General features: G+C 62.5%; 20 protein-coding genes. 9 read left to right on the top strand and 11 right to left on the bottom strand.

The features are described from left to right. Positions 1–52: 52 nt before the first annotated feature. Positions 53–1,864: a PQQ-dependent methanol/ethanol family dehydrogenase gene (locus tag J0W34_RS08735; RefSeq protein ID WP_227814905.1), complete on the bottom strand. Its 1,812-nt coding sequence runs from the start codon at positions 1,862–1,864 to the stop codon at positions 53–55. 490 nt (positions 1,865–2,354) lie between these two features. On the opposite strand from J0W34_RS08735, the gene J0W34_RS08730 reads away from it, so the two are divergent. The 6 genes from J0W34_RS08730 to J0W34_RS08705 all read left to right on the top strand — a co-directional run bounded on the left by J0W34_RS08730 (position 2,355) and on the right by J0W34_RS08705 (position 10,603). Beyond that, on the top strand, positions 2,355–3,122 hold the full coding sequence (locus tag J0W34_RS08730; protein ID WP_230971655.1) for a quinoprotein dehydrogenase-associated SoxYZ-like carrier: 768 nt from the start codon (positions 2,355–2,357) through the stop codon (positions 3,120–3,122). 2 nt (positions 3,123–3,124) lie between these two features. Then, positions 3,125–4,060 (top strand): quinoprotein relay system zinc metallohydrolase 1, encoded by a 936-nt coding sequence (locus J0W34_RS08725; protein ID WP_230971400.1) that lies wholly within the window; start codon positions 3,125–3,127, stop codon positions 4,058–4,060. A 23-nt stretch (positions 4,061–4,083) separates the two neighbouring features. After that, positions 4,084–6,303: a TonB-dependent receptor gene (locus tag J0W34_RS08720; protein WP_230971399.1), complete on the top strand. Its 2,220-nt coding sequence runs from the start codon at positions 4,084–4,086 to the stop codon at positions 6,301–6,303. A 9-nt stretch (positions 6,304–6,312) separates the two neighbouring features. Further along, positions 6,313–7,698, top strand: a complete 1,386-nt coding sequence (locus tag J0W34_RS08715; RefSeq protein WP_230971398.1) for a HAMP domain-containing sensor histidine kinase — start codon at positions 6,313–6,315, stop codon at positions 7,696–7,698. Beyond that, a complete protein-coding gene (locus J0W34_RS08710; RefSeq protein WP_227814909.1) occupies positions 7,695–8,345 on the top strand; it encodes a response regulator in 651 nt (216 codons plus the stop codon). Before J0W34_RS08715 ends, J0W34_RS08710 begins: the two co-directional genes overlap by 4 nt. 107 nt (positions 8,346–8,452) lie before the next feature. Continuing rightward, positions 8,453–10,603, top strand: coding sequence for a 4Fe-4S binding protein (locus tag J0W34_RS08705; RefSeq protein ID WP_230971397.1), 2,151 nt, complete (start codon positions 8,453–8,455; stop codon positions 10,601–10,603). 10 nt (positions 10,604–10,613) lie between these two features. Here the strand turns inward: J0W34_RS08705 and J0W34_RS08700 are convergent, their stop codons facing one another. Continuing rightward, the gene (locus J0W34_RS08700) at positions 10,614–11,273 is read right to left on the bottom strand and encodes a hypothetical protein (RefSeq protein ID WP_230971396.1); all 660 of its coding nucleotides are present in this window, start codon (positions 11,271–11,273) and stop codon (positions 10,614–10,616) included. A gap of 128 nt (positions 11,274–11,401) precedes the next feature. Between J0W34_RS08700 and J0W34_RS08695 the strand changes: the two genes are divergently transcribed. After that, on the top strand, positions 11,402–12,007 hold the full coding sequence (locus J0W34_RS08695; RefSeq protein ID WP_230971395.1) for a hypothetical protein: 606 nt from the start codon (positions 11,402–11,404) through the stop codon (positions 12,005–12,007). Here J0W34_RS08695 and J0W34_RS08690 read toward each other — a convergent pair. The 6 genes from J0W34_RS08690 to J0W34_RS08665 all read right to left on the bottom strand — a co-directional run bounded on the left by J0W34_RS08690 (position 12,004) and on the right by J0W34_RS08665 (position 17,868). Further along, complete coding sequence (locus J0W34_RS08690; protein WP_230971394.1) at positions 12,004–12,840, bottom strand: Rossmann-like domain-containing protein; 837 nt, start codon at positions 12,838–12,840, stop codon at positions 12,004–12,006. The genes J0W34_RS08695 and J0W34_RS08690 overlap by 4 nt on opposite strands. Next, positions 12,837–14,423 carry a VWA domain-containing protein gene (locus J0W34_RS08685; protein WP_230971393.1) on the bottom strand — a complete coding sequence of 529 codons (1,587 nt, stop codon included), beginning with the start codon at positions 14,421–14,423 and terminating at the stop codon, positions 12,837–12,839. Before J0W34_RS08685 ends, J0W34_RS08690 begins: the two co-directional genes overlap by 4 nt. A gap of 3 nt (positions 14,424–14,426) precedes the next feature. Continuing rightward, positions 14,427–15,845 (bottom strand): AAA family ATPase, encoded by a 1,419-nt coding sequence (locus J0W34_RS08680; RefSeq protein WP_230971392.1) that lies wholly within the window; start codon positions 15,843–15,845, stop codon positions 14,427–14,429. Between the two features lie 70 nt (positions 15,846–15,915). Continuing rightward, positions 15,916–16,908, bottom strand: a complete 993-nt coding sequence (locus tag J0W34_RS08675; RefSeq protein WP_227814916.1) for a DUF6976 family protein — start codon at positions 16,906–16,908, stop codon at positions 15,916–15,918. After that, on the bottom strand, positions 16,901–17,614 hold the full coding sequence (locus J0W34_RS08670) for a hypothetical protein (protein ID WP_230971391.1): 714 nt from the start codon (positions 17,612–17,614) through the stop codon (positions 16,901–16,903). The genes J0W34_RS08675 and J0W34_RS08670 overlap by 8 nt, the downstream gene beginning before the upstream one ends. Then, positions 17,611–17,868 (bottom strand): hypothetical protein, encoded by a 258-nt coding sequence (locus tag J0W34_RS08665; RefSeq protein WP_230971390.1) that lies wholly within the window; start codon positions 17,866–17,868, stop codon positions 17,611–17,613. Before J0W34_RS08665 ends, J0W34_RS08670 begins: the two co-directional genes overlap by 4 nt. An 85-nt stretch (positions 17,869–17,953) precedes the next feature. Here J0W34_RS08665 and J0W34_RS08660 point away from each other — a divergent pair, with 85 nt between their 5' ends. Further along, the gene (locus J0W34_RS08660; protein ID WP_230971389.1) at positions 17,954–20,077 is read left to right on the top strand and encodes a TonB-dependent receptor family protein; all 2,124 of its coding nucleotides are present in this window, start codon (positions 17,954–17,956) and stop codon (positions 20,075–20,077) included. 345 nt (positions 20,078–20,422) lie between these two features. Here J0W34_RS08660 and J0W34_RS08655 read toward each other — a convergent pair whose 3' ends face one another. Then, positions 20,423–21,502 (bottom strand): alkene reductase, encoded by a 1,080-nt coding sequence (locus J0W34_RS08655; RefSeq protein ID WP_230971388.1) that lies wholly within the window; start codon positions 21,500–21,502, stop codon positions 20,423–20,425. A gap of 160 nt (positions 21,503–21,662) precedes the next feature. On the opposite strand from J0W34_RS08655, the gene opgC reads away from it, so the two are divergent. Next, positions 21,663–22,829 carry an OpgC domain-containing protein gene (gene opgC / locus J0W34_RS08650; protein WP_230971387.1) on the top strand — a complete coding sequence of 389 codons (1,167 nt, stop codon included), beginning with the start codon at positions 21,663–21,665 and terminating at the stop codon, positions 22,827–22,829. Here opgC and J0W34_RS08645 read toward each other — a convergent pair. Further along, positions 22,792–24,042 carry a cation:proton antiporter gene (locus tag J0W34_RS08645; protein ID WP_227814922.1) on the bottom strand — a complete coding sequence of 417 codons (1,251 nt, stop codon included), beginning with the start codon at positions 24,040–24,042 and terminating at the stop codon, positions 22,792–22,794. The genes opgC and J0W34_RS08645 overlap by 38 nt on opposite strands. 134 nt (positions 24,043–24,176) lie before the next feature. Beyond that, positions 24,177–24,587, bottom strand: coding sequence for a BLUF domain-containing protein (locus tag J0W34_RS08640; protein ID WP_227814923.1), 411 nt, complete (start codon positions 24,585–24,587; stop codon positions 24,177–24,179). Positions 24,588–24,733: the final 146 nt, after the last annotated feature.

Raw genomic sequence — 24,733 nt, 5'->3', positions numbered from 1 at the left:
CGCGGGTTTTCGCATCAATCGCCGACCCTGCCAGGCAGGGCCAACGAATCGATTACTTGTGCAGCTTGAAGGTCCAGACGGAACCGCCCTGCTCCAGGTAGTTCACGCGGCGAGCCACGTCACCACCCCACAGCGGGACAGCACCACCCCAACCTGCGGCGACGGAGATGTACTGCTCACCGTCCATTTCCCAGGTGATCGGGGGGGCCACGATACCGGTACCGACCTGGAAGCTCCAGACTTCCTCACCGGTCTTGGCATCCAGCGCCTTCAGGTAGCCTTCAGGCGTACCGTAGAAGGACAGGCCACCTGCGGTGGTCAGGACACCACCCCACAGCGGAGCGTAGTTCTTCTGCTCCCACACGATCTTGCCGGTGGTCGGGTCGATCGCGCGCAGGGCACCGATGTAGTCTTCATGCAGCGGCTTGATGGTGAAGCCAGCACCCAGGTAGGCAGCGCCTTTCTTGTAGGCAACCGGCTCGTTCCAGATGTCCATGCCCCACTCGTTGGCCGGCACGTAGAACAGGCCGGTATCCGGGTTGTAGGCGATCTGCATCTGGTTCTTGCCGCCGAGGAAGGACGGCACGGCGAAGACCACTTCACCCTTCTTGCCATCTGCGCCCTTGGTCGGATTGCCCGGACGGTTGTCTTCGTTGAAGATCGGACGACCGGTCTCGAGATCGATACCCTTGGCCCAGGTGATCTTGTTGACGAACGGGAAAGCGTTGAGCAGCTTGCCGTTGGTACGGTCGATCACGTAGAAGAAGCCGTTACGGTCAGCCTTACCACCGGCCTTGATGACCTTGCCGGACTTCGGATCCTTGTAGTCGAAGGAAACGAACTCGTTCACACCGTCAAAGTCCCAGCCTTCGCGCGGGGTGGTCTGGTAGTGCCAGACGATCTTGCCGTTGTCCGGGTTGATGGCCACGGTGGAAGCGGCAAACAGGTTGTCACCGCTGTTGTCGGCCTTCGGCTCGCCAGCGCCACGTGCATGGCTGTTCCACGGAGCCGGGTTACCGGTACCGACGAAGATCAGGTTGGTTTCCGGATCGTAGGTGGCGCCGTTCCAGGTCGCAGCACCACCGGTCTTCCAGAGATCACCCGGCCAGGTGGCGTTGGTGTTACCGGAAATACCGTTTTCCTTCTTGTTGCCGGAGGCGTCGAAGGTGTAACCCATGTGGCCTTCGACCACCGGGCGAACCCAGACCATCTTGCCGGTCTTGGCATCACGGGCTTCCAGGCGACCCACAACACCGAATTCGCCACCGGACACACCGGTGATGACCATACCCTTGACGATGATCGGGGCAGCGGACATGGAGTAGCCAGCCTTGTAATCGTCAACTTTCTCTTTCCACACGACCTTGCCGGTTTCGCGGTCAAGCGCAACGACCTGAGCGTCCAGGGTACCGAAGATCACCAGGTTGTCGTACAGCGCAGCGCCACGGTTGATCACGTCGCAGCACGGCATGATGCCGTCCGGCAGACGATGCTCGTACTTCCACAGCTTCTTGCCGGTCTTGGCGTCAACAGCAAAGATACGGCTGTAGGAAGCGGTCACGAACATCACACCATCGTGCACCAGCGGCTGGGATTCCTGGCCGCGCTGCTTCTCACCACCGAAAGACATGGACCACACGGGCACCAGGTCCTTGACCGTCTTGGTATTGACCATCGTCAGGGGGCTGTAACGCTGACCTTGCGTGCCCAGACCGAAGGAGACCACGTCCCCAGTCGTCTTGGCATCGTTCAGGATGTCCGCGTCGGTCACGCCGGCTTGTGCAGAACCGACGCCCAGTGTGAACGCGGTAGCAACGGCGGCCGAGAGTGCCGTCCAGTTGAACGGCTTGCGCGATTGTCTCATCGAGATTCCTCCTAGAATTGACCCAGTGTCGTATGTGTTTTTGGGCGTGGAGCAATGCGCTCCACCGCACTTCTACATGCAAAGCGTGTGCCAGCCGTGAAATGCCGCACAGCATGCTCGAAACGCCCGAATAATCAGCGATTCGCAAATCGGGAATTTTTCCCAAGAAAGCAATGTCCTTTGCCCGTAGTATTGCCGAAATTACAAATTTATTTAAAACAACACGGGCGATCTATTGCTGCAATGCGTCAATTTTTTTATCTGCTGACCGCTGCTCCATTAACAACCAAGTGCTCCAAAACGTGACACGTTTTTTCGGCTGACACAAATCCCGGAAAGCACGTATCTTCGGGCCTCGGGCTTCGTTAATTAGCGTTTTCGAAGATACTTCCGCGCGAATGTGTCACCGGGTCCGTAACCCCGGATATAAATGCGTGGCATGTGAATTGCGTCAATACAAAAACAAAAACCGATACGGAGACATCTTGTGATACGTGCACCATTCGTGCGTGCCCTTGCATGCGCAGCAACATTCTTCCTGGCCAGCGCCGGCCACACCGCCACCGATCCGCTCGATTCGGCGCGCTGGGGTGACATGCAGCAGGCCTTTTTCGCCAACCAGTCCGTCGAGTTCGACAGCCGGGTCCGTGTCCTGGCGCCGCTGTCGGCGGAAAACTCGATGGAAGTGCCCATCACGGTCGACGCCTCGACCCTGCCCGACATTGAGGAAGTCGTCGTCTTCGCGGACTTCAATCCCATCCTCAAGGTTCTGACCTTCGAGCCCCTGGCGGCCAACGCGCGCCTCTCTTTCCGGGTCAAGCTTCAGCAATCGACACCGGTACGGGCCGCGGCTCGCACCAAGGACGGCGTGTGGCATGTTGGTGGCGCCTGGGTCAATACCACGGGCGGCGGCTGTTCGGCGCCCTCCGTGGGCTCTGCGTCCCCCGAGTGGCAATCGCGCCTCAACGAGGTCAGCGGCCGTCTCTGGGAAAAAGATGACGGCAGTCGTCTGCGGCTCCGGATCATCCATCCGATGGACACGGGCCTGGCGGCGGACATTCCGGCCTTCTACATCGACTCGCTGGAGGTTCGTCAGGCCGACGGGACCGCCCTGATGCGCATTCACGCTTTCGAACCGGTCGCCGAGAACCCGCTATTCACCCTCGACCTGCCCGCACTCTACAAGGACATTGAAAAGGTCCGCGTGGTCGGGCGTGACAACAACGGCAACAAAGTTGACGCATGGGTGGAGCGATGAACATGAAAAACATTCTTGCCCGCACCCCGCTCATGGCCATGGCCCTGGTCGCCACGGTCGCTTACGCTGCAGCCAGTTTCAACTACGGCCTCAAACCGATCCAGCTGGGTCCTGACACCTGGTACGTGGAAGGCTCGACCAGCGACTTCTCCTACGAGAACGGCGGCAACATTGTGAACACGGCCTTCGTGGTCACGGATGAAGGCGTCATGGTGGTCGACTCCGGCCCCTCGCGACAGTACGGGGAACAGCTCAAGGCTGCCATCAAGGGCGTCACCGACAAGCCGATCGTGGTGGTCTTCAACACCCACCATCACCCGGACCACTTCCTTGGCAATCAGGCCTTCGACGTCAAGACGGTCGAAGCCCTGCCTGAGACCATTGCCCTAATCCGGCAGGACGGCAAAACCTTCAACGAGAACATGTATCGCCTCGCAGGCGACGCCATGGCCGGCACCGAAGTGACCCCGCCCGGGACCGAGGCCCACGCCGGTATCCTGAAACTCGGTGCCCACGAGTTCGAACTGCTTTCCCTGTCGGGCCACACCCCGAGGGATCTTGCGATCTACGACCGCACGACCGGCATCCTGTTCGGCGGGGACCTGATTTTCCATCAGCGCGCGCCGACGACGCCCAATGCCATCCTGAGTGAATGGAACGCTTCTCTGGACACCCTGGCCAAGCTCAACGCCAAGCTGGTGGTCCCCGGACACGGCCCCGCATCGACCTCCGACGCGCCCATTCGCCAAACCCGCGCCTGGTTGCAGTGGCTGGAGACCACACTGCGCCAATCCGCACAGCAAGGCCTGGACATGAACGAAGTTCTCGCCAAGCCCATTCCTGAGGACCTCGCCCAACTCTCCCTGGCCAAGTCGGAATTCACCCGTTCGGTGAGCCACCTGTACCCGGCCATGGAGCTCGAGGTCCTAAATCAATAGACCTGACTCGTAAAAGGAAACCAATGATCAAAGTCAGCTTCCCCAGACTCCCGCTTGCCATGATGATCGCCGCGATGGGGACCGCGGCCCATGGCGAGACCACGCTATCGACGGTGGAGGTCATCGATAGCACGCCGCTGCCGGGGATCGGTATCGAGCGGGATCGTGTCCCGGCCAACGTGCAGCGCAGCCGGGACATCGGGGAAGGCGGACCGGTCGTGAGCAACATGACGCGCGACCTCAATGGCGTCACCATCAACGAAGTGCAGGGCAACCCGTACCAGGGCGACATCAACTTCCGCGGTTTCACCGCGTCGCCCTTGCTGGGCACACCGCAGGGGCTGTCTGTCTTTGTGGATGGCATCCGGGTCAATGAAGGCTTTGGCGATGTGGTGAACTGGGACCTGATACCGCAGTCCGCCCTGCAGGACATCACCGTCGTGCCCGGCTCCAACCCGCTGTTCGGGCTGAACACCCTCGGTGGCGCTGTTTCCCTCCGCACCAAGGATGGCCGCAACAATCCGGGCACCGAGCTGGAGGTGTCCGGCGGCAGCTTCGGGCGCTGGACCATCGGCCTCGCTCATGGCGGGTCGGACGACACCTTCGACTGGTTCATCGCCGCCGACAGCTTCCGTGAAGAAGGCTGGCGCGATCATTCCCCCAGCGACGTTCAGCATCTGTTCACCAAACTGGGCTGGCGCAACGAATATTCCGACCTGTCACTGTCCATCAATTACGCCAACAGCGATCTGATCGGCAACGGTCTGCTCCCGGACAGCATGTACGACGACGAGCGCGAACAGGTCTTCACCCACCCGGACCAGACCCGGAACCGTCTCGGTCAGATCGCGCTGACGGGCAACCACTGGCTGAACGACAACAACCAGCTCACCGCCCGCATGTACTGGCGCAACGTGCGCACCCGCACACTGAACGGCGACGGTAATGATGATTACTCAGGCCCCGCCGACGAATCGGGCGTGCTCAACCGCACGGCAACCGATCAGTACGCGCTCGGCTTTACCGGCCAGTGGACCCACTACGCCGACGCGCATCAGCTGACGGCCGGCGTCAGTCACGATCGCACCCGTGCGGGCTTCATTCAAACGGCACAGGAAGGTGATCTGACCGAGGATCGCGGCGTCGACGCCGATGGCAATCCCGTCGAACTCGAAAACAGTCTGTATGGCCGCACGCGCACCACCAGCGTATACCTGACCGACACCTTCAACCTGTCTGAGACCGTCGCGCTGACCGGCTCCGCACGCTACAACCGCACCCGCGTCATCAATGAAGACCGGCTCGTGCCCACCTACCCCAACCTGGATGGCGACTTCACTTACCACCGGGTCAATCCGGCCGTTGGTGTCACCTGGCAAGTGGCCCCCACCATGGGCTTCTACGCCTCGTACAACGAAGGCAACCGCGCACCGACCCCGATCGAACTGGGCTGTGCCGACCCGGCCAACCCGTGCACATTGCCCAATGCGCTGGCCGCCGATCCGTTCCTGAAGCAAGTGGTTGCCAAAACCATTGAATTCGGTCTGCGGGGTGCACAAGGGGACGCTTTCAACTGGAATGCCACCCTCTTCCGCACCACCAATCACGACGACATCCTGTTCGTCGGGACATCCACCAGCGCCGGGTACTTCACCAACTTCGGCAAGACACGCCGTCAGGGTCTCGAGCTCGGGCTGTCGGGTCGTCACGGTCAGTTCGACTGGCGCGCCGGATACACCTGGCTCGATGCCACCTTCCAGAGCGAGGCCTGCCTGATGGCCGAGTCGAACAGTTCGGCGGGCAGCTACAGCCAGTGCGGCGCCGACGAAATCCGGATCAAATCTGGCGACCGCCTGCCCGCACTACCCCGCCACGCCCTCAAGCTCGGGCTGGACTGGAAGCCGACCGATTCGCTGCGTATCGGCACCAATGTGCAGGCCTTCACCAGCCAGCTGGTGCGTGGCAACGAGAACGGCAAGCATGACGAGAACGGCGAAATCGACGGTTACACCATCTTCAACCTCGACGCCGACTGGACGTTCTCCAAGGGCTGGACGGTATTCGGCCGCATCAACAACGTGTTCGACACCGAGTACGAAACCGCTGGGGCGCTGGCCGAGAACGTGTTCAATGCCAACGGCCAGTTCATCACCGACCCCAACGACTGGGAAGACGAGCGCTTTGTCGCCCCCGGCGCACCGCGTTCTGCCTGGATTGGACTGCGCTACCGCTTTGGAGGCTAAACTAGCGGCATGAGCCAACCCTCCGGATCGCTTCGCAACAAGGTAACTGCACTGGTCGCCGCCGTGGCCGCCACCGGCCTGGTGGTGGGTATGGTGCTGTGGTGCGTGATCACGCGTGCGGCGATTCATGAGGAAGTGGAAGCGGCCACCCGGGTCTCCGAGCAGTGGCTGCACTCCACCGCCCCACTGGCCTTCAGCGTGGGCGCCCGCCTGGACATGATCACCACGGTGGGCCGCCTGCGCGCCAACCATCTGGAAGTGCGTAGTGAAAGCGGCGAGCTGCTCTACAGCTCGCCCGCCCCTACCTACAAAGCCGGCCGCGACGCACCGGCCTGGTTCTCTGCGCTGGTCTCTCCCGTGGTCGAGACACGACGCTGGGAAGAAGGCCCCTTGCGACTCAAGCTCGAGCCGGACACTTCGCGTGCCGTACTCGACGCCTGGGACAATCTCTGGGTTGGCGCTGGCTGGGCCGTGGCCGCCATCATCCTGCTCAGCGTTTTCGTGCGCCACGCCACTCACCGGATCGTCGCGCCACTGTCACGTATCCGCGAAGCCCTCGGGCACTCGGCCACCGGCCAGTTCGACCGGCGCCTCGATTCGCTCGGCAATGCCGAATTCGACGAGTTGGCCAAGGCCTACAACCACATGGCGGAAAACCTTGCCCAGACCCTGGTGCGCAATGCCCGGCTGGAAGAGGATAAACGTTTCGCCCATGCGTTGAACCAGCGCATGGAAGACACCCAGAAATCACTTGCCCGCGAGCTCCACGACGAGTTCGGCCAGGGCATCACGGCCATCCGCGCCATCGCCGGCGGCATTGCCCAGCGGACCACGGCGGAGAACAACGCCCTGCACGGCAGCGCCCAGGCCTTGCTTGCCGTGAGCGGGCAACTGCAGGACAACGTGCGCGGCATTCTCGAGCGCCTGCGCTCCGAGGCGCCCCAGGCCCCCGCGCAACTGGACGAAGCGCTCGACGATTACGTAAGACGGTGGGCCAGCTGCTACCCAGCGGTCGACGTCGTTCATCATGTGGATCGCATGCCCGACGACCTGCCCGAAGCGTTTCGCAGCAACGTGTTGCGCCTGGCGCAGGAAGCGCTCACCAACGTGGCCCGGCATGCCGACGCCGAACGGGTCGAGGTCAAACTCGAACGGCGCCAGAACGACATCGAATTGACCGTCAATGACGACGGCCGAGGCTTCGACCCCATGGCGCGCACCGAGCGCTATGGTCTGGCAGGCATGCGCGAGCGCTCCGAAATCTGGCATGGCAGGCTATCGGTCAGTTCTCCCCCCGAAGGCGGCTGCACCATCTCGGTCATATTGCCCTTGCCCGAAGACACGCAGGAAAGCGAACATGGCGCCCCTGCTCCGCATACGCAACCTGATCGATGAGTTCCATTTCCCTTGCCGACACCCGCTTCGTGCTCGCCGATGATCATGCGGTGGTGCGCATGGGCTTTCGCCTGCTGCTCGAAGGCGCAGGCGCCACGGTCGTGGCCGAGGCCGACAACGGCCAGGCTGCTTTTGCCGCCTACGATGAACACGCGCCGGACGCACTCATCATGGATGTGAGCATGCCCGGCGGCAGCGGCCTGGAAGGGCTTGAACGCCTGATGTCGCACCACCCCAACGCCCGCGTGCTCATGCTCTCGGCCCATGAAGACTCGCAGATTCCGGTGCGGGCCCTGAAAGCAGGCGCCACCGGTTATCTGTCCAAATCGGCGCATCCGGACGAGTTCCTGCGCGCCGCCCAGTCGGTCAGTCGCGGCAAGAAGTACGTGGACCCCAAACTGGCGGCCAACCTGGCGCTGGCCCAACTCAATGGCGACGCCGACCCGCTGTCGAAACTCACCGACAAGGAGTTCACCGTTTTTCTCCAGCTGGCGCAGGGCAAATCGGTGAATGAAGTGGCCGAGGCCATTCACGTCGCGCCCAGTACCGTGGGCACCCACCTCTACCACATCAAACAGAAGCTCTCGGCCAGCAACGCGGCCGAACTGACGCTGATCGCCGTGCGCTGCGGCCTGATCGAGACCTGACACCCCACACCAGCACGGCGCCGGGCAGAAGCGGCCTGGTAGTCCCGGGCAAATTGCCCGAGCGTGAAAACGGTCGTTCTAGCGGCCGGACGCGTCGAATATGATGCATGGACCAGAACCATAACAATGCAGGTCACATGCACCGCACCACCACACTGAACAGCCTGATCTTCCTCTTCACCCTGCTGTTGAGCTTCCCGGCCCTGGCCGGCTCGCTCACCCGCGAAGACATCGCCCAGCGTTACGGTCCGCCGCTGCAAGTGGGCGAACAACCCGCAGACCTGCCCGCCTGGCCGATCCGCACCGAACTGCAGCCCGACGGCCCACCCATCTACTGGGCCTTCGAATCCATCGATCTGGCGCCGATCCCCGGTTTCGAAGGCACGCCGTTCAACCTGCTGATCACCCTCGATGGCGAAGGCCGCTTCATCGATGTGGAAGTGCTGCACCAGCATGAGCCGGTGTTCCTCGGCGGTCTTGGCCCCGCCCCCTTGCTCGAATTCGTCCAGCAGTACAAGGGCTTGAGCCTCAAGAAAAACATCACCGTCTCGTCGGCCTATGGCGATCTGCCGGGCGACAACAGCAAGCGCGTGGTGCTCGACGGTGTCACCAAGGCCACTGCCTCGGTGCGCATTCTCAACCAGACGGTCCTCACCGCGGGGCTCGATGTGGCCCGCGCCAAACTGGGCTTCGCCCCGCTGGTGCAAACCGGGCCGCCCGCCGTGCCCAAACCCGACATGCTCGAACGCAAGACCTTCAACGAGCTGGTCGAAGAAGGTGCGATCGGACACTTGCACCTGACCGAAGCCGAGGTGGAAAAGCTCTTTGCCGACTCTGAAGTGGCCGGCTGGGACGACTACGCCAACAAACATCCAGACGCGACGCATCTGGATCTGTACGTGGCCTACCTGAATGTGCCGACCATCGGCCGTGCCGTGCTCGGAGACGCGGGTTACGAGGAGATGCGCGATGCGCTCAACACCGACCAGCATGTGTGGTGGGTGGGAACGCACGGACGCTCGACCTTGGTCGGCCCCGAGTTTGTCCGGGGCACTTCGCCCGGCAACCTGAGTCTGGTCCAGGGCGGTGCGCCCTACGAACTGCGCGATTTCGACCTCGACCCACAACAGCCGGAAAACGCGCCGCCGATCGACACCGCGCTCGTCCTGCGCGCCGCGCCCCTGTCAGCAATCGACCCGGCAGGCAAGCAGGAATTCAGCTTTTCCATCCGCCGTGCGCGCGGCCAGTTTCACCCCATCGTCGCCTATCGCGATGCCAAGCTCGACTACGAACCCCCTGAGCGCTATTTTGACCGGCCTCCGGCCCCGCCGCCGGACTGGCTGCTCGGCTGGATGGACCGCGCAAACGAGCTCATCGTCATCGGCATCGCCTTGCTGATACTGACGGTCGCACTGGCCAAGCCCCGCTGGCCGAGCGTGTCGGGCAGACGCCTGGCGATCTTCCGGAACGCCTTCCTGCTATTCACCCTCGTGTACCTGGGCTGGTATTCACAGGGGCAGCTTTCGATCGTGCACCTCACCGGCGCCATCAAGACCCTGGCCAAGGGACAGAACCTGGCCAGCTTCCTCTACGATCCTGTGGCCCTGCTGATCATCGCCTTTACCCTGATCACCTTCTTCGTCTGGGGACGTGGCACCTTCTGTGGCTGGTTGTGCCCCTTCGGCGCGCTACAGGATCTGACCACCCAGATCGGCCGCAAGCTGGGCATCAAGCAACGGCGGTTGCACAAAGGGCTGGCGCGGGTGCTCGATCGCGGCCGGTACGTGATCCTGCTGGTCCTGGTGGCGCTGGCAGCCGTGCTACCCCAGTGGGCAGAAAAAGGCGTGGAGGTCGAGCCCTTCAAGACCGCCATTACCGTCGGTTTCGACCGCGAGCTGCCATTCGTGATCTACGCGGTGGCGCTGTTGATAGCCAGCCTGTTCGTCTACAAATTCTTCTGCCGCTATCTGTGCCCGCTCGGTGCCTTCATGGCCCTGGGCGGCAAGCTGCGCTTCCTCAACTGGCTGCCGCGGCGTTCGGCCTGCGGCACGCCCTGCCAGACCTGTCGACACCGTTGCCAGTACGACGCCATCGAGCCCACCGGCGAAATCAGATACGACGACTGTTTTCAGTGTCTGGACTGTGTGGGCATCTACCACGACGAAAAACGCTGCGCCCCCCTGCTGCTCATGCGCAAGAATCCGCAGGCTGCGCAGCGACTCGGGATGGTGGATGAACCAGCCCCCAACAACCGGTAGTCACCGGTAGTTACTGGCCGGTCCGCTGTCGACAGTCGTTCAGCAGGTTTTCCATCCGGCCCTGATGCCGGGGCGTGTCGGGGTTTTCAACGCGCGCGCGGAAGTTGGCGTAGGCCGCCTCGGCTTCGGCAATGATGGTGGCGTCATCCAGAGCGCCGACGGCCTCGGCGTAGCAGGCACATGTGCGCTCGTTTGCCGCCGTCAACGCGGGCACCGGCTCGGCATCGTCCTCGGCGGGCTTTCGACCGTGCACGGCCTCAAAGGCAGCTTCCTGTTCCGTGGCGAGGCAATTGGTGCGAGCCGAGTCGCGCAGCCCCTGCGCGCCGCAGGCCTTGGCTTGTTCGGCCATGAAAGCACGCCCGGCGCTGACGTTGCGATCCTTGAGCGCAGCGACCACCTCCGGCGTGGCACGAACGCGAATGCGCGTTGGCAGGCAACCGCAATTGACCCGGCGCTCAGCTGCCATCATCTCGCGGGCGCGATCGCCCTGCCATCCGGTCTTGTCGGCGAGTTTCGCTTCGGCCTGGTCGAAGCGCTGCGCACAGGTCGCTTCCATCTTGTCGGCAAACCCATTGATCCAGGTCGAATCCGCTTCCGACAGCGGTGCGCCCATGGCAGGCGAGATCACGACCGTGAGGCCGGTGAGCAGACAGAAGAGCGGCAAGCGCATGGCGTCTCCGGAGGTTTCTTATTGAAATGGCGTAGCAGTTTGCCCAGCTTGAGCGCCTGGCACAAGCCGGGCTTGAGGCGGCTGCGCCGCTCCGTTAGGCTTGGGCTCATCTTTCCCTGGCGATCACGATGTTCGACTTTCCACTGACCGGCGCGCTCATCCCCATCATTTTCATTGCGGGTTTTGTGGCGATCTGGATGTTCATCATCCGGCTGCTGCGTCGCGTCTCTCGCATGACGGACACGATTCCGGCGATGGCGGGCGAGCGTCTGGCAAAGACGCGCTGGGGCGATGCGCTCGTCAATGGTTCCAAAGGCAGCAATTCGATCCGCGTCGAAAAGTACGTCAGCGGCCACGCGGTGAAAATGCACCCGATCTTCGGCGGTGGCCTGATCTGGCTCCCCAGCGGCAGCATCGAACAGGTCGAGGCAGACGAACACCGGCTGCAGTTACGCAGTGGCGGGCATGACATCACCCTGTTTGGCCCGCTTGCCCGATTCATGCTCGACGATGGGGCCGATCATTCAACGGCTCATGCTGCACGCCACGCCATCGACACCAGCCGGGTGCCGCCGGTCGTCGAGCGCGATACGGGCCTGGCGGCGCCGCAACACAAGCGCAGAGGGTGGCTTCGCTGGGCGCTGGCACTGGCGCTGCTCATGCTCGGCTACGTCGTCCTTCGCCGCATGGCGCCGGAACTGACCGCCCCGGTCGACGCCCTGCTCGGCCGCTAGGCGCCGCGCATGCGCGCCACCAGGGCGTCCCACCCCGGGTAGTCGCTGGCCGTGATTGCGCTCTTGCGCGCCATCTTGCTCCAGCCTTCACCACTGAGCAGTGCATCCACGAACGCGGCACTGTCTTCGATCCAGCTACCGCCCATGAGCGTGACGCCCCGGGCAAAGAGGTCATCCGGCAGACAGCCCGCGCCGGGGCCGATCATGGCAAAGCGGCGCGCTGAGCCACACGCGGCCAGAATGGCCTCCAGCGTATCGTTGAGCAAAATGGTGCTGGTCGACAGCACCTTGTTGCATTGGGCCAATGCAGAAGCATCGGTGGTCACGACATAGCCGTCACGATTGCCAGCGAGATCCGCCTTCAGTTCGACCACGGTCAGCGTTGCCCCGGCGGCGACAATGCGATCGGCCAGGGGGCAGAAGTAGCCGATCATGCCCACCCGGTCGCCCGCTTGCGGATCGATGCCACCGATGGAGTCCTGGCTGTCGGGCGGCACATAGCCCGCGCGGTCGAACAGATGGCGCGTAATGGCGTTGGCCGCGGCAAAGCCTAGCGTCTTGAGGGTGCCCTGAGCCGTGGCATACTGCCGCGCCAGCTCCATGGCATCCATGCCGGCCAGTGATTGGCCGGGTGAGGCGTCGATCAGCTTTTTCAGCGTGTCATCGAGCAGGACGTACGCCAGACCGAGCGAGCCATCTTCAAGTTCAAGCGCACAGAACTCCCCGTTCTTGCTGCCCGCCGCTTCGAGGGGCGGCAGGTGAAGCGCCTTCACTTTGGGGAGCTGATCGGCAAAAGGGGTCAGCCGATTGAGGTAGTCGTGGGCAAAGCTCATGATTTCGGGTCCTTTCGCGGCACACGGTTGCGTTCCCCGGCGCGCAATGCGGCCGACGCATCGGAGCCGGTTCGTGTCGAGTCACGGTTTTCGGGCGTACGCAGCGCGCCGGGAAAATAGATGGAGGTGAGGCTCTTGGAATGCACCGGCGAGTCGGCATCGGAGGCACCATAACGGCGCCAGTCGCGCACCCAGAAAATATCGTCGGCAATTTCGAGCAGGCCGATGGTCTCGCGATCGCCGATGAGCACGCCTTGAACGCGCAGTCCGCGGGTCTTCTTGGCCTCGTCGAGCCGCGCCGCCAGCTCGGCAGTGGCACCGAATTCGCCGTCAGTGGCGAGCAACAAGTCGGCCAGCTCCCATTCCTGCTCGCTGACCTTGTCGATACAGCGGCCGATCGGGCCGCAGATGTCCGTGCCACCCCGAAAGGCCTGCCCCAGAAAACGGGTGATGCGCTCGATCCCGTCGGTATCGACCGACAGGCGCATCTCCACCACTTCGTCCGGACCACCAAAGGCGAACACATGGCAATCGCGTTTTTGCGCATGGGCATGGCGCACGGCCTCAAGCACCGTGGCCTTGGCGACCGCTTCGGCACCGCCCTGCATGGACCCTGAGGTATCCACACAGATGAGCATCGGACCCATCTCCTGACGCTTTTCGGGTTGAGGGGCGGGGTCGGGTAGCCACACCGGCGCTTCTTCGGTGACCACCTCTTCCATGCGGTCATCGTCTTCATAGGTGAGCAGCGTGCGCTCGGCCCGGCGGGCATGCCAGATCAGCCGCAGTTTGCGGTGCCCGAGCAGCGTCGATTCGATCGGCAACATGCGGGCGATGCGATCCGAGCGCTCCACCCCGCGTGTCTCACCGGGCAAATGCGGTACATGCACGGTGCGCGTTCGCGTACGCAGTGCGGTGGCCGGCATCATGGTCGGCGTGCTGCGCAGCCGGCCGGTGTCGAGATCGTCCGTCGGGCGCGCGCGCCCCAGCGAACGGATCAGGCGCGAGAGCTCCGGCAGCCGCTCGATGAGCTTGCGGATGCGCATCACCTCCTGCCAGCCGGCTGAACGCAGCAGCCCGCGCATGTGATCCCAGCGGGTGTTCTTGCCGTCATCCGGAAGCGAGCCGAACACGTTGATGAGCTCGTCGATCTCGCTGCGCCGGTCTTGCCAGTCGGCCTCGAAGGCTTCGAGCGCCATCTGCAGGGCGCGCTCGGGCGTGGCGCCCCGATCCTGGTAGTCGACGATGAAATCGAGGTGAAACAGCAGGCTCTGGAGCACCGTATCGACTAGGCCCCCCTGATCAACAAGATAGGACACCAGCGACAGGCGCTCGATGATTGCTCGCAAGGGATGGGCAATCTGTCCATCGGGCCAGCGCCAGTCATCAGCCGATGGCAGCACCCCCTCAATGAGCGCGAGACGCAGCGCCAGCAGCTGTCTCAGGCGCGGCTCGACCGTGCCCTGGGAATTGGTCAGCCCACCCAGCCAGAGGCCGCGTGGCAGCGCGTCAAGATCTGCCAGCCGGGCTTCGAGCTCGGCAAACAGTCTGGGCGACGGAGGGGCAGGCCTGGCCGCCGCCATGGCTCAATCGAAGCGGACGGGGTCGGGCACCGTGCCCGGATCGGCGTCGAGACGCGGCAAGGCTTCGAAACTCCGGCGAGCCTGTCCCAGTCGCGCTTCGAGCTGCGCCAAGGCCGCGCCCGTGCCCTCCAGGTGGGTCCGGGCGGCATCGGCAAAAGCGCGACTCATCCACAACGCCTGCACATCGAACTGCGCGAGCGAGGCAATGCACGCTTGCAGGGTCTCGCGATACGCAGCCAGACGCTGCATCAGGTCATCGATCTGCCCGGTGCGGGCATCGATGTGGATCTGGCCGTAGCGGCGCTTGCGCTGATAGGTCATGCGCGTGGCGCCAGCACCGCCCTTGGCATCGCCAATGGCGCCGGCAATGCCTTCGGCGATGTCTTCGGTCACGACATCCGGTGAAAAACGCAGCCGCCCGCTTTCGTCGAAGTCCAGATCGTTGGCCCGCTGCTCGAGCATCACCTGCGCTTCGAAGGCCTCAACCGCACGGGTGACGCGCTCGGGCAGAAAGGCCGCCTGCACGCCCAGGCGTGTGGTCAACCAGTCGGAAATCTCGACCTGTGTTTCGGCATCCGACGCCAGGCACGCGGGCAGCAAGCACAGATCCCAGAGCACGACCTGCGCACGTCCTTCACTGGCGGCGGCGGTTTTCATCAACCACACGATCTTGACCCAGCGCCGGTCGGAGACGGCAGTGTCGCGGGCGCTGAGGAAATCACGCAGTTCGGCCAGCAACTCGCTTACCTCGGCCGGCATCACAACCGCGTCGGCCGCTTTCGTGAGCGCGCTGCGATCCGCTTCCGACAGCGGCGCATCGATGCACGGCGTTTTAAGGGCCGCAGGCAGCGACAGCAGATCCATGAAGCCTTCGTTGCTGACTGGCGCCACGGTCAGGCGCACCAGAAAGCGATCAAAAAAGGCCTCGGCCACTTCGTCGTCGGGCACCTCGTTGGTGGCCCCGACCACCGAAACGAGGGGGCAGCGCTGACGACCTGCGCCGTTGTCGAACTCGCGCTCGTTGAGCAGGGTGAGCAGGGCATTGAGGATGGCGCTGTTGGCCTTGAACACCTCGTCGATGAAGGCGATGCTTGCCTCAGGCAGGAAGCCGCGCGTCTGGCGCTCGTAGCGATCCTGCTCCAGTGCACTGATGGACAGCGGCCCGAAGAGTTCTTCCGGCACCGAGAAGCGGGTCAGCAGGCGCTCGAAGTAAGGCGCCTCTTCAAAGACGCGATGCAGTCGCCGGGCCAGCTCGCTCTTGGCGGTCCCCGGGGGGCCGATCAGCAGGCTGTGCTCGCCAGCCAAAGCGGCAAGCAGGACCAAACGAACGGCCTCGTCTCTTTCGACGAGGCCGTGCTTGAGAGTCGCGATGATCTGGCGGAGCCGATCAGGCAGCGACATGGAGGCGGTCGTGTCTTTCATGCGCCCATGATAATCACTTCACCCCGCCGTCGCCTTGATCCGTTTCAAGCCTTTGCCACGACACCGGACGTCAGTCCCTGACGATGCTCATGTGCACCAGTGTCTGGTTGAGCAGCAGGTAAGCAATTTCGCCAAAGGTCATGGGGCCGGTGAAATTCGCGGTCCGCTTGCCTTCGAGATTGCCATACAGATAGTTGAGGATGCAGTTGCACGAGAAAGTGGTGCCCTTGCCTTCGCCTTCGTTCAGCTGCGGGATATCTCCCTCGGCCATCCGGTACTCGGAGTCGGAGAACACCGGGGCGTAGAAATCGACCCGCCCTTCCTTGGCATCGACACCCTTGATCGACACGTTGATCATCGCACCGCAGTAGTCGGCCACCAGCGGCAGCTTGGTATCGATGTTGTTCCGGGTGAGGAACTCGGCGAGGTTCTGCTCCTTGCCATCGATGGTTGCCGTCGTGGCCGAAAAACCGGTGTTCGGAAACTTGATGGTCGGTCCGCTGCCTTGCTGCATGCCGTTGATGATGTCGACACGTGCGTAGCAGTTGGCCGGCAACGCCACATGCATGACAACCGCGGCGTCGGACTCGGCCACGCCCCGCGTGCCGTCATAGACCTTGGGTACGGCATCGGCCAGCTGTTCGAGATGCACCCCCGAAACCCAGCCGATCACGGGCTTGACGAACATGTCTTCAAAGCCGGGGGCGTTGCGCGCGTAATGCGCGTGAATCGGAGAGAACGCGGGCAGGATGATCAGGCTGTAGCCATTGTCCGGCGCCTCCAGGCAGAGATTCTCGATGTTGGTGACGTCATAGACCTTGATGACCGGCTTGTCGGACGGGCCACCCACACGGGTCACATAGACCTGTTTCTTGGAGCACTCGCCGCCGCGCGGCCCCATGAAGTACGGGATCGTGCCACCGATCCAGTTTCCCTTGGGCAGTTTGTCGAGCAATTCGGCATCACCGGCCACGACAACGAACTCACCCTTCTTGATCAGGTCTGCCGCTGCAGACACTTCCATGAGCCCACCGGGCAACGCCTCAATCACATGTTCAGACACTTGCAGCGCCCTCCTTGAGCTGGGCCAGTTCATGCCCGAGCATTTGTTTGTTCTTGGCGAAGTATCGCTGGAATTCCTGAAGCTTCAGATCGCGGATTTCGCTGTCGGAGATCTTGCTCATCTGCGCGCGCAGGCGGCTCAGCATCAGCTTGAGGCCAAGCACCCGGATGTCGATCTCCAGCTTGCCATCGACAAGGGCGCCCCAGACCGGATCGTCGAGCGACGGGATGTCGCTGTCGGCCTCTTCGGCAACCTTGATATCGTCGCTGGCAATCTCGCCCACGTTGAGCCGGCCGGAGTCGAGCGCATAGCGGAAGCGCCACAGTTCCGACACCGGTAGATCGAGCAGATCGCAAATGCGCTGCAGGCTCACATCGGATTTGAGCAGGGAGAAGATCTGGCGGGCCAGTGAGTTGGTGAATGGCAGGTCGAACTCGCCCGCCCAGGCCAGGCCCTCGAGCGTCTGTCCGACGGGCAGTGCCACATGCAGGTGCACGCGCCAGTCACCGAAGTTCACATGGCGCCAGGAGTAATGTTCCACCGCCTGTTCCTGGCTGCGCCGGATGAATCCGAACCACTGCTTTGGTGCCTCAAGCCCCACCCAGACGTCGTAGCGGCGGGCATTGACGTCCTGCTGGATTTTGAGCACCTGCCAGGGTGCATCGAGTTGGAGGAGTTGCCCCCAGGTTTCTCGCTGATCAGTCATCTGTCTTCTCCATGAGCATTTTTTGCTTTTTTCGGGTTCAGCGCGTTTCCGGCCGCACCGACCTGCATAATTACAAGAGCAGATCGCGTACCTGAAAGCACGCTGCAATGCAACATGCATGCAAACCGCGCCGCCGTGCGGCTCGCCAGTCGATCAACTTCCGCCCCGATCACACCGCAACATGCATGGGCCTGTTCCACCTCGTCACACAGTGTTTCAGGTTGGAGCAAACAGCCCATGTTCATGATTTTCATGAGGCCAAAGTCATCATCCCGGGGAAGCGTGCCACCGCCCTACCCAATAAACTTCGGCCAAAATTCACAAAACTGGAAACTTTTTATGTCAGGACATCATCATCGCCGGAAATTCTTCACGCTCAAGCCCGTGGTCGCGTGTGTTGCCGCGGCCTGGCTGATGCCGGCGGGCTTGGCCATCGCGGCAGATGACGCGGCGCTCGACACCGTGGTGGTGAGCGGCTCGCGAACCCCCACCGAAAGCTTCGAGCTACCGTATTCAGTCGATGCCGTCGGCCGAGAGGACATCACCGAGGGGCAACTCGGGGTGAACGCGTCGGAGTCGCTCATTGCCGTCCCCGGCCTGGTCGTCCAGAACCGTCAGAACTACGCGCAGGACTTGCAGATTTCGGTCCGCGGCTTCGGTGCCCGGGCCGCGTTCGGCGTACGTGGCGTCAAGCTGATCGCCGACGGCATTCCGGCCACCAACCCGGACGGTCAGGGCCAGGTGGCAACCTTCAATCTGGACGTTGCCGATCGCATCGAGGTGCTGCGCGGCCCCTTCTCGACGGTCTACGGCAACCATGCGGGCGGCGTGATTCAGCTATTTACGCGTGATCCGGCAGAGAAGCCGCAAGTGAGCGGTCGTGTCATTGCCGGCAGTTTCGATACCTTCAAGATCGGTATCGGGGCCGAGGGCACAAAGAACGACATCGGCTACCTGCTCGATCTTTCCCATTTCGAGACCGACGGATATCGAGATCACAGCGACGCTGTGCGCGATCAGGCTTTTGCCAAGCTGCTCTTCAAGCCTGACGAAGACAGCAAACTGACGATCGTCGCGAACAGTCTGAATCAGGACGACACCAAGGACCCCAAAGGAATCGATTGGGACCAGTATCGGAACGACCCCGCATCGGTCGACGATTCCGCACTCAATTACGACACGAGAAAGGACATCTCCCACGCGCAGGCTGGCGCAACCTACCAACGCAACGTCGGCCCTCATCGACTCGAGGTCTCTGCCTACGCGGGGCAGCGCCATGTCATGCAGGTGCTGTCGATTCCGTTCTTCCTTCAGAATCCGGTCACACGCCCGGGCAACTCCGGTGGGATCGTCGATTTCGATCGGGAATTTGCCGGCTTTGGCGCGCGCTGGACGCACAACATCGAGCTGGATGAGAAGCTGCTCAGTCTGACTGCTGGCCTTGACTACGACTGGATGCAGGACGATCGCCGGGGTTTCCAGAACTTCGTCGGATCGACGCTCGGCGTGAAGGGCGCTCTGCGCCGGGATGAAGTCGACACCTTGACCAGCATCGACCCTTATCTCCAGGCCAGCCTTGAAGCAGGTCGATGGACGCTCTCGGCGGGTGTGCGCCACAGTCGCGTTGAATTCGACGTGAACGATAAGTTTCTCTCGAACGGCGACGACAGCGGCGAGCAGACGTATTCACGCACCACCCCCACGATTGGCGTGATGTTCCGTGCCACCGACGACCTGCATTTCTACGCCAGTGCGGGCACGGGTTTCGAGACCCCCACGTTCGGTGAAGTCTCGTATTCGAGTGGTACCGGCACACTCAATCTTGGTCTGAAGCCAGCCACGAGCGAACAGTTCGAGGTCGGCTTGAAGGCACAGCTGCCCCTCAGAACCCGACTGAACGCCGCGGTTTTCCAGGTCAATACCGACAACGAAGTCGTGGTGGAAAGCTCCGCCGGGGGCCGCACCGTATACCAGAACGCCGGCAAGACCCTCCGTCAAGGTGTCGAGATCGCACTCGACAGCAAAATCACCGACGCGCTGAGCGCGCGGGCCAGCTTCACACACATGCGTGCGGTCTACGACGAGAGCTTTGTGAGCAACAGCACCACCATCGACGAGGGCAACCGCATCCCCGGCATTCCGGCAACTATGCTCTTTACCGAGCTTGCCTATGCGCACCCGGCAGGCGTCAAGGCGGCGATCGAAGGGATCTACCGCAGCAACGTCGAGGTTCATGACCTGAACCAGGATCGTGCGGCACCGTCCTATGCGATCTTCAACGTGCGTATCACGGCTGAACAGAAACACGGACCGTGGACACTCGGACAGATGATTCGCTTCGACAACATCTTCGATCGTGGCTACGTCGGATCTGTCGTTGTCGGCGACTCGAACGGCCGCTACTACGAACCTGGATCGGGTGCGGCCTGGTACGCCGGGGCTAACGCCACCTACCAGTTCTGATTTCCACCTTAATTGACCCATTGCCCGGCCGCGAGCCGGGCTTTTTTTGTCCTGTCACTGTTGAATATCGACACAGGTCGGCACGACCGCTGTGTCGCGAATGAACATCGCGGTACGGCTCGGTTTTGCGACCATCGGTCCGAATGACGCGCAGATCGGGCAATTTGAACGTCATTGCGATGATTGGCACGTAATTCGCAGAAATCGGAAGGAAGAGCACGTTGTCGGCGCGACGATCATTCGGCCGGCAACAGCGCAAGTTCAGGCCGGGGGCGGTACCTGCAAGCAAGACCCCGGCGGCTCTTCTCCTCGTTGCACTTCACGGCGCCGATTGGCGCCGTTTTTTTAAGCGTGCGCGGTTTCGAGGGTGGGGTAATCGGTGTACCCCTCGGGGCCATCGGAATAGAACGTCTTCGGATTGGCCTCGGCCAGGGGCGCGCCAAGCTCGATGCGCTCGACCAGATCGGGATTGGCGATGAAGGGCACACCGAAGGCGACCGCGTCGAGCTGGCCGGCACCGACCGCGGCCTTGGCCTCTTCAGGGGTATAGCCCATGTTGGCAATGACCACGCCCGGATAGTTTTCGCGCACCGCAGCAAGTACATCGCCCTGCTGCTCACCCTTGAAGTCAGCGCGCATCATGTGCAGATACGCCAGGTTGAAACGCCCGAGCCTGGCGGTCAGCCAGGCCGTCAGCCCCACCGGGTCGGAGTCGCGCATGTCGTTGAAGCCATTGAGCGGAGACAGGCGCAAGCCGACCTTGTCACTGCCGATGCGTTCGCAGACGGCATCGAGCACATCAAAGAGGAATTTGGCGCGCGCCTCGCGGCTGCCACCGTAGATGTCGTCACGCACGTTGCTGCCGTCGCGCAGGAACTGGTCAATCAGATAGCCGTTGGCACCATGCACCTCGACACCATCAAAACCGGCCGCAATCGCATTGTCGGCGGCCTGGGCAAATCCGGCCACGATATCGGGCACCTCATCCGTCTCAAGGGCACGCGGCAGGGTGTAGGGCTGCTTGCCTTCGGGGGTGTGCACCTCCTCACCGACAATGGCCAGCGCGCTTGGCGCCACGGGCGTGATGCCACCGTTGAGCAGGGGGTGGCAGGCCCGGCCGCCGTGCCAGATCTGCAGTACGATCTTGCCCCCGCGTGCATGCACCGCATCGGTCACCTGCCGCCAGGCGTCCACCTGCGCTTCACTGTAGATGCCCGGCTCCTTCCAGAAGGCCGAGTTTCCCGCGATGGCCATGGTGGCCTCGGCCACGATTAGCCCGGCGCTGGCCCGCTGGGCGTAGTACTCGGCCATCAGTGCGTTCGGCATATGGGACTCACCTGCGCGGCAGCGGGTCAGCGGTGCCATCACGATGCGGTTCTTCAGAACGAGCGAACCCGCTTCCAGCGGCCAGAATATGGTGTCCATGCAGCAAACTCCTTTTTGGGCCGACTGTCGAAGCAGTCAGCAATGTCTTGGGTCTCCACGAAAACGAGACCTTTCATTACAAATGACGCACTGCAGCATACACAAGTTCAATTAAAGTGCGAATCCACCCGATCGGGGTTGTTTCCGGATATTGAAACGCATGTCGACTCCCCTGCCCGCCGCCCAGCCAAGTTCGCGCCTGTGGCAGCTCGACGCATTGCGCGGCCTCATGCTCGTCCTGATGACGCTGACGCACGTGCCGACGCGCCTGACGCAGCCCATGGGACAACCCTTCGGGTTTGTGTCGGCCGCGTTCGGCTTCGTGTTCATTTCGGGCATGCTGGTCGGCCGGGTTCACGGCCGACGTCTGCTCAGCCAGGGTGTGGACGTCGTACGCAGCGCGCTGGTGCGTCGTGCGGGGCTGGTCTATCTGTGCCACATCGGCCTGCTGGGATTGCTGTTCTTCATCCTGCCATTGACGGGCGTCGTACCCGAAAAAGGGCCGCTGCCCGGCATGATGTGGTTCTTCCAGATGGATCCCTGGGCTGCCGTGCTCGGCGGGATGGCACTGATCCATCAACCCGGCCTGCTCGACATCCTCCCCATGTACGTGGTGTTCCTGCTCGTCAGTCCGCTGATCCTGGCTGCGCTGGCCAAGGGCTACTGGCGCTCTGTCGCCGGTTTTACGGTCGGCCTGTGGTTGTTCGCTCAGACCGGACTCGCTGGGCAGTGGTACGACGCATTTGTCGCGTCGACAGGGTTTCCCATCATTCGCGGCGCCACCGGTGCTTTCGACCTGCTGGCATGGCAACTGGTCTGGACCACCGGCCTGCTGGGCGGCTGGGCGATGGCCAACGGCTGGACGCCCAACGTCGGTCGCTGGCCCGCCGGGTGGGTGATCGGCGCGCTCACCTTCGCTGCGATCGGCTTCGCCTGGCGCCATGCGATCGGGCAGATCCCCTTCCCCGAGCATGAAGCCCTCAACGCCTGGTTCGACAAATGGCACATGGGGCCGTTACGCCTGCTGAACGCGACCGCCCTGCTTTTGCTGGTGCTGCGCTTCGGGCCGCGCGGAGAAACGGCAGCGCGTCTGACCCGACCGCTCCAATTTCTGGGCAAAGCCTCCTTGCCGGTGTTCTGTACCCATGCGGTGGTCGCCATGCTCGTTCTGGGGATCGCGGGCGACGAAATTCGCGACCGCGCATATCTGATCGATGTCGCCATCCTCGCGGTGACTTTTTCCGCCCTGTTTGCCGCCGCGTGGGTGGCGGGCCGGAGACGCAAACCCGTCAGGCCGGCTGCGCGTACCTGCGCATCAACGGCGTAACGCTCATACCGTGCACGATGATCGAGAGGGTCACGACGATCAGCGTGATCGACAGCAATTGCAGGCCAAGCTCTTTGGGCAGGCCATGCGCAATCGCATACATCAGGTAGTAGAGCGAGCCGATACCCCGCACGCCGAACCACGCCATGTAATGCTTGGCCTTTCGGGTGACATCCGCCCGCCACAGTCCAACATAGACCCCGACCGGCCGTGCCACGAAGAACACGAAGGCGGCCACCAGCACCGCTTCCCAGCTCCACGAGTTGAGAAACAGACTGCCTCCCAGCAGCAAGATGAGCAGCACTTCACCGATGCGCTCGAGCTGCTCGTTGAAATGCATTGAACGATCCACCAGGCCCGCGGAGCGAATCGCCTCGCCCTGAGGCGTATCGAGGTGTCGAGACAGCAGATACTGCTCGGTCTGCCGAACCGCCAGCGCGGCAGCAAAGACAGCCAGGAAGGCATAAGCCGAAATCGCCAATGCCAATCCGTTAGCCAGCGCGATCAAGCCCAGACCGATGAAGTCGGCCATGAAGACGGCGTTCAGATGCCGGCGGCGCATGAAGAAGATCAGCCGTCCGGTGGCCACCCCCAACCCTGCCCCGAGCGCAAGGCCGGCAACACAGGCCCACACCACGTCGCGAACCACCCAGGCACCGCCACTGCCGATGTCATGCAGGCCCAGCAAACCGAGGCCGAGCATCACGAACGGGAAGGCCGTGCCATCGTTGAGACCCGCTTCGGCCGTCAGCCCAAAGCGAAGCCGATCGTTGTCGCCGGGATGGCGGACCTGCACATCCGTCGCCAGCACCGGATCCGTCGGCGCAAGCACGGCACCGATCAGTATCGCCGCCCCCCAGGGCATATCCAGCCCCCAATGGGCGAGCGCCGCCACAAGAGCAATGCCGATCACCATCGAAATGGTCGCCAGCCGGAACGGCACCCGCCACAGCCGTGACCGGATCGGCACCTTGAGCTTCAGGCCGCAGGTGTAAAGCGACATGAGCACCGCAATTTCGGTGATGACCTCGAGCAGATGCGCCTGCTTGAGCGGGTTGAAGTGAAACAGCCCGAAAACGGTCGGGCCGATGAGCACCCCCACCCCCAGATAGACCACGGCGCTGGTGATGGCCAGCCCGCGCAACCGACAGGCGAGCAGACCCATGGATATGAGAACTGCACCAATGAGAACGTACCAACCCGCTGCGCTCATACACGCTCCGATCCGGTCTAAAACCATGTGTTGCCGCGCCGACATCGACGCGGGGCGGGATCGTAACGTGAAAACGGCCCGCATGTAGCGAGCCGTGTTTCAGAAAGTGGCGCGCCCGCTGGCGGGCACGGGGTTCAGGGTTGCAAGTCGAGTCTTGGCACCAGGCCCTGCACCGCTTGCACTGTGGAAACACCACGCATGCCCAGCACGGACGACAGCATGTCCTCGTCGTCGGTCAGGGCATAGCCCATCGACCAGTCGTTGAAGAGCCGCGGACCGCTGAACTCGCCTTCATGAAGAATCATGAACTGTTCGTGTCTCACGTCTTCACAGATCACCTGGGCCAATGCCCGAACCTTGTCACGCGCCCCTTCCAGGTACTGGCAGAAGCGCAAGCCGTCGAAGATGAGCAGCCCCGTGACACCGTCCTGATCGTTGCGCACACGCGCGACCCGGCAGATGTCCGCCACGCTGCTGACACTGGCATCAAATGCCAGCCGGCTTGTATAAACAAGCTGATAAAGTGATTCTGACCCGACCATCATGGTAGTTTTCTCTATTACTTTTAAGTACCGCATCAATCTATCGCGGCCATGTTCGGCACGCTACAAGAAAAGACGTATGACGAGGGTGTAACATCGAATACGCTTCGTCACTTTTTCACTTGCACTCCATGTCGTCATGGCACTCG

The sequence above is a fragment of the Nitrogeniibacter aestuarii genome (assembly GCF_017309585.1).
GTDB classification, from domain to species: Bacteria; Pseudomonadota; Gammaproteobacteria; order Burkholderiales; family Rhodocyclaceae; genus Nitrogeniibacter; species Nitrogeniibacter aestuarii.
This window is presented reverse-complemented; position numbering and strand designations above follow the sequence as displayed.